Source organism: Providencia sp. PROV076 (assembly GCF_028483405.1).
In the GTDB taxonomy this organism is placed as follows: Bacteria; Pseudomonadota; Gammaproteobacteria; order Enterobacterales; family Enterobacteriaceae; genus Providencia; species Providencia huaxiensis.
In genome coordinates this window covers 1-3000 of sequence record NZ_JAMPRR010000063.1, presented here as the reverse complement: position 1 = coordinate 3000, position 3000 = coordinate 1, and the positions used below count along the sequence as shown (strand labels likewise).

Genomic DNA, 3000 nt, shown 5'->3' with positions numbered 1-3000 from the left:
ACAATCACTCAATGGACGCGATAGGTTAGCAATTAGAACAGGTGTAGCCCAGACAATACAGGCTAAAGAGCGTCACAGGCGGAGAATGACAGCACCTACCTACCAAAGGACGAAGCCAGCACCTAAACGATAATAGGTTGCCTTGATATCAAGGGTACTTAAGGCGGTTAAATAGGACTCCTTGAGATTAAGGAGTCATGAGGCTCTGAAATTGGAGGCTCGTCACTGGCTGGCAATATTCTAATCATGGCCATGAGATAAAAGTAACCACTTTGGTAACCACCAAAAGTAACCACAATGCAAATAAGCATTGCGATACCCACAGGACAATTTTGTCCTCTGAATATTAATTTCATACTGATAATAAAAACATCTCATAACGATAAATGTAATCATCTTAAAAGGATGGTCGTAATTAATTGGTAGATGTGAACTATATTTCATATAAAATATTCTACGCTTAGGACTTAAAGCCATAAACAAGAGTGTTATAAGCTATTAAATTGTGTCTGTGAGAAATATTATAAAAAAGGTGAAGCATTGTGAGCATATTAAAATCGATTTGGGATTTTTTTGGGCTTTATCAGACTAAAAAAATAAGAATTTTACATGCGTTAATTCTACTTTTGGTAATATCACAAATCATTGTGAGTAATTGGATGACGGGAACTAAGTCAGTAGTTGTTCCGTTTTTTGACGAGACTTATTTATTCACTTGGATTCATATCGTTTCAGGTTTTGTGCTTTTTTTCTTAACGTTCTTTTTAGTCGTGTTATGTTTTAACCAGCGAGGGTTTAGATATTTTTATCCCTATCTCTGGGGGGACTTTAAGCAAATCAAAGAAGATATAAACTCTCTTTTAGCTAAAAAGCTACCAGACAGCTCACCTAAAGGGCTTGCCGCGACAGTTCAAGGGTTAGGGTTAGGTGCTTTATCAATTGTTATTTTGTCTGGTATTGCATGGTTTATTCTATGGTTACAGCAGTCACCACTTGCTTTAGAGGCTAGAAGTATTCATAAATCACTCACAATTTTAATTGAGATTTATATTTATGGTCACGGTGGTTTAGGGATTATTCATTTTATAATTTGGAAAAAAAGTAGAAATAAATAGGTTTGCTTGATACCTCATTGGCAATATGGGTGATTAGTCGCCCATATTCATTAAATGATATTTTGTTGCAATCTGTAGATGCTAATAAGTTACCGTGACGCAAATATGCGTTACTTAGTAAATCAATAGTTTATCTACTCTGAACATGAATGACTAAAGCTAAAATAACGGTCCTATTACGGTCCGTATAACGCGATTAAACGGCAAGATTACGGCAAGGTTAAACGGGGATGTTACGGGGAGGATTAAGCCAATAAATAACGGTGAGATTACGGTGAGGATTAAGTCGATAACGGTAAGGTTACGGTAAGGTGTTAACCCTGATGTTACCCTAATGTTTCAAGTGGTCGCTGTGACCTCTCGTAATGCAAACAATGCGTTGCCACCTCTTACCATTGGTCACTGAAACGATGACCAATGGGCGTTAATCTGGTTTTGTGACAGAATTAAACGTTATCAATCAGTTATATTTTGATTCCGTCGATTTAACGGAATTAAGTATAATCAATAGGTTATATCTACATACGGGATTATCCCGTATCATCATGGATAAATTGACGTTTAGATCACCCCTAGAAATTGGAATTATTACCCAATCTTCCAGAGTCCCATCAGCATTTTATTTTAACCAATAGCTTATATTGTGATGGTATCAAGATGAATAAACCAGAAATGAGAAAAGCAAAATCAATCAGGATCACCACATCAGGAACGGTAATAAAAGCCCCTGAGCGAGTTAAAACAGCCACAGGTAAAGTTATGGCCACGATGACTATTCAGGCTGAGAGTGACAAGCGTAGCCCGTACCCGTTAAAGATAGTGGCATTCGATATTAACGCGCTGGAGCTTATGACCTGCCAGAAAGGAAACAAAGTCACGGATACAGGTCGCTATGAATGGTTTAATGGTTATCAGCTAACAGGGGCGCAGATAGTTACCTGTTAGTAAATGTTAGTATCAATAAGTCGATTTGAAATCGAAAAATCTAAAGAGGGCATTTCACCTCTTTAAGCTAACCCACAATTAGTTGCCTACCTTTAACTAACCCGAAAATATCGGGGCAGTTCGAATAAGTCCACCAGCCTACCTATTCTATTTTGTACACTTCATATTGAGGAGTACAAATTAACCTCACCTCTTAAAGAGGGTAGCCTATCAGATGAAATATATTTTTCGGTTGATTGCTCAGGATTTGACAAGTATCGGCTGATAGTTAATTAATAATTGAACTCGTGTAAGAGTTTAAACAAAAGGTGGTAATCATGAGCTTTCAGCACTTTCGAATAGCTAGGCCAGTTAGCAACTTAGTAAAAAGTAGTGAAATGTATAGTCGTGGATTAGGGCTAGAAATAATTGGCTCATTTTCAAATCATGATGGCTTCAGCGGATGTATGCTAGGAAACGTAAATCTGGGATGGCATATTGAATTTACTGAATGCCATGAGCACCCTGTATCACCATCCCCTACAAATGAGGATTTATTAGTACTGTATATTCCCAATCGAGATGAGTGGCTCAGTGCTTGTTTGAAAATGGATAATGCAGGATTTAATAGAGTGAGATCATTTAACCCATATTGAGATGTTGACGGAGTAACCTTCAGTGATTGCGATGGGTATAGAGTCGTTTTACAAAATAGAAAATGGGGCTAGTGTTTTACACGCTTAATCATATCTCTGGTTGGTGTTTCGTTATCTGCAATATTGGATTTAATTATTTCAAATATAGCAATATACGACATGATAGGTTCGCTTTAGAATGACATTTAATGATTTGTATCCCGTGTTTTGCTTGTACCTGAGCTTGTACCTAATTTACACCTTAGATTATTATGTGTAATAAAATCAAAGGGATTGATTGATAATCTACATTTATTCCGAAAGTG

2 protein-coding genes and 1 pseudogene are annotated in these 3000 nt (G+C 37.0%); all 3 read left to right on the top strand.

Annotation, left to right across the window (positions count from 1 at the left end):
- Window positions 1-542: 542 nt before the first annotated feature.
- The 3 genes and pseudogenes from PSF67_RS21890 (at window position 543) to PSF67_RS21880 (ending at window position 2767) form a co-directional block, all read left to right on the top strand.
- Entirely contained in the window at window positions 543-1115 is a 573-nt protein-coding gene (locus tag PSF67_RS21890; RefSeq protein WP_137019044.1) for a cytochrome b/b6 domain-containing protein, read from the top strand.
- Between the two features lie 657 nt (window positions 1116-1772).
- On the top strand, window positions 1773-2060 hold the full coding sequence (locus tag PSF67_RS21885; protein WP_137019042.1) for a hypothetical protein: 288 nt from the start codon (window positions 1773-1775) through the stop codon (window positions 2058-2060).
- A 317-nt stretch (window positions 2061-2377) separates the two neighbouring features.
- A pseudogene (locus PSF67_RS21880) lies at window positions 2378-2767 on the top strand (VOC family protein).
- Window positions 2768-3000: the final 233 nt, after the last annotated feature.

Coding starts and splice junctions, on each gene's coding strand:
- PSF67_RS21885 (WP_137019042.1), top strand. CDS start 1,773: ATGAATAAACCAGAAATGAGAAAAGCAAAATCAATCAGGATCACCACA.